The sequence below is a fragment of the Mycobacterium sp. E2462 genome, assembly GCF_001672685.1.
Lineage (GTDB): Bacteria > Actinomycetota > Actinomycetes > Mycobacteriales > Mycobacteriaceae > Mycobacterium.
The window spans coordinates 1-1,818 of the sequence record NZ_LZKC01000152.1 but is presented as its reverse complement, the minus strand read 5'-3'; the positions used below and the strand labels follow the sequence as shown (position 1 = coordinate 1,818).

The following is a 1,818-nucleotide window of genomic DNA, read 5'->3' as shown; positions in this document are numbered from 1 at the left end:
CCTGCTGCCCGACGCGAACCACGCGAACCTGACGGTGTGGTTGGCCAACCTGACCCTGACGCAGATCTATGTGCCGTTGACTCTCACCGGTGGCCTGACGCAGATGTGGAGCCTTTCGGTGGAGGTGAGCTTCTACCTGGCGTTGCCGATCCTGGCGCTGCTGGCCCGGCGCCTGCCGGTGCGCGCCCGGGTGCCGGCGATCGCCGCGCTGGCGGCGGCGAGCTGGGCGTGGGGCTGGATCCCCTTCGGGCAGGGCGGCGGGATGAATCCACTGAACTGGCCGCCGGCCTTCTTCTCCTGGTTCGCCGCCGGCATGGTGTTGGCCGAGTGGGTGCACGAGCCGGTCGGCGCGCCGGCGCGCCTGGCGCGCCGACGCCTGCTGATGGCCGCCGTCGCCGTGGCGGCGTACCTGGTGGCGGCGTCGCCGCTGGCCGGGCCGGAGGGCCTGGCCCAGGGCAGTGCGGCGCAGTTCGCGGTCAAGACCGCGATGGGTTCGGTGGTGGCGTTCGCGCTCGTCGCGCCGCTGGTGCTGGATCGGGCGGACACCCCGCACCGGCTGCTGGGCAGCACCGCGATGGTGACGCTGGGCCGCTGGTCCTACGGCCTGTTCATCTGGCACCTGGCGGCACTGGACATGGCCTTTCCGGTGCTGGGGATCTTCCCGTTCAACGGCGGCATGCCGGTGGTGCTGGCGGTGACGCTGATCTTCGGCTTCGCGATCGCCGCCGTCAGCTACGCCCTCGTGGAATCGCCGTGCCGGGAAGCGCTGCGGCGCTGGGAGAGACGCCGCATCCCGGCCGAGCCGGCCGTCGACGCGGAGGCGGACGCGATCGCGCCCTAGTTGGTGCGGTCCAGCCAGCGTTCCAGGACGTCCGCCGAGGGCTGGCGCAGGGACCGCTCGATCTTGTCGAACAGGTCCGCGCCGTGCTCGACCGTCGATCTGACGAGGTCGCCGAGCGCCTGCGGGTGAATTCCGTGGGTCAACAGGTAGGCGTTTTCCCCGACGACGCTGACGTGCCCGGGGTGGGGCGTCTCGCGCACGAAGGCCTTGGGCCAGTGGGTGTCGCGGTTCCACTCGTTGACCAGTTCCAGCAGGCGCGGGCGCTCGGCCGCCGGGTAGTGCGCGGCGGGGCTGATCGACACCTCCAGGATATCGCGCCGTAACCCGTTGATGCGCAACGTGATTGACAGCTTTCCGCGCGAATGCGGGGACGTCAGCAAGAACTCCTCGCCGTCATCGCTGCGGAAGAAGCGCAGCGGATGCGAGCGCAGGTAGCGTTCGATCAACTCGGTGCTCAACGGCTCGATCTGCATGGGTCCTCCCGGACGCGGTCTGTGGTCGAACCGATACTGCGGGCGGAGCCTTGGAGCATTCTTGGACGCGCGCGTCAGCCGGGCTGCGCGACGTGCCGGCGCGCCAGGATCGCGTCGCGCACCGCCGAGCGCCGCGCCTTGCCGGCGTCGTCGCGCAGGGGGGCGTCGACGAATTCCACGAAGTCGTCGGCGGGCGGCACCTTGTACGCGGCCACGCTGTCGCGCAGGAACGCCCGCACGCCCGCCGCGTCCAGGGCCGAGCCCTCGCTGGTTTGCACCAGCGCGTAGGGCACCTGCCCCAAGTCGCCGTCGTTCGGGTCGGGGATGCCGACGATCAAGCAGGACAGCACCTCCGGGTGGGCGGACAGGGCGTTCTCGATCTCGGCGGGATACACGTTGCGGCCGCCCACGGTGAACATGTCCACCCGCCGGTCCGACAGGTACAGGAAACCCTCGGAGTCGAAATGCCCCAGGTCGCCCAGGGAATCCCACCCGTCGCGGCTC

General features: G+C 70.7%; 2 protein-coding genes and 1 pseudogene. 1 reads left to right on the top strand and 2 read right to left on the bottom strand.

What is annotated here, in order from left to right:
- A partial coding sequence (locus A5714_RS07025) for an acyltransferase (RefSeq protein ID WP_068284164.1) occupies positions 1–841 on the top strand: 841 nt, incomplete at its 5' end.
- Here the strand turns inward: A5714_RS07025 and A5714_RS07020 are convergent.
- Complete coding sequence (locus tag A5714_RS07020) at positions 838–1,314, bottom strand: YbjN domain-containing protein (protein WP_068284159.1); 477 nt, start codon at positions 1,312–1,314, stop codon at positions 838–840. The genes A5714_RS07025 and A5714_RS07020 overlap by 4 nt on opposite strands.
- A gap of 74 nt (positions 1,315–1,388) precedes the next feature.
- Positions 1,389–1,818, bottom strand: a pseudogene (locus tag A5714_RS07015) (AMP-dependent synthetase); the annotation flags it as partial.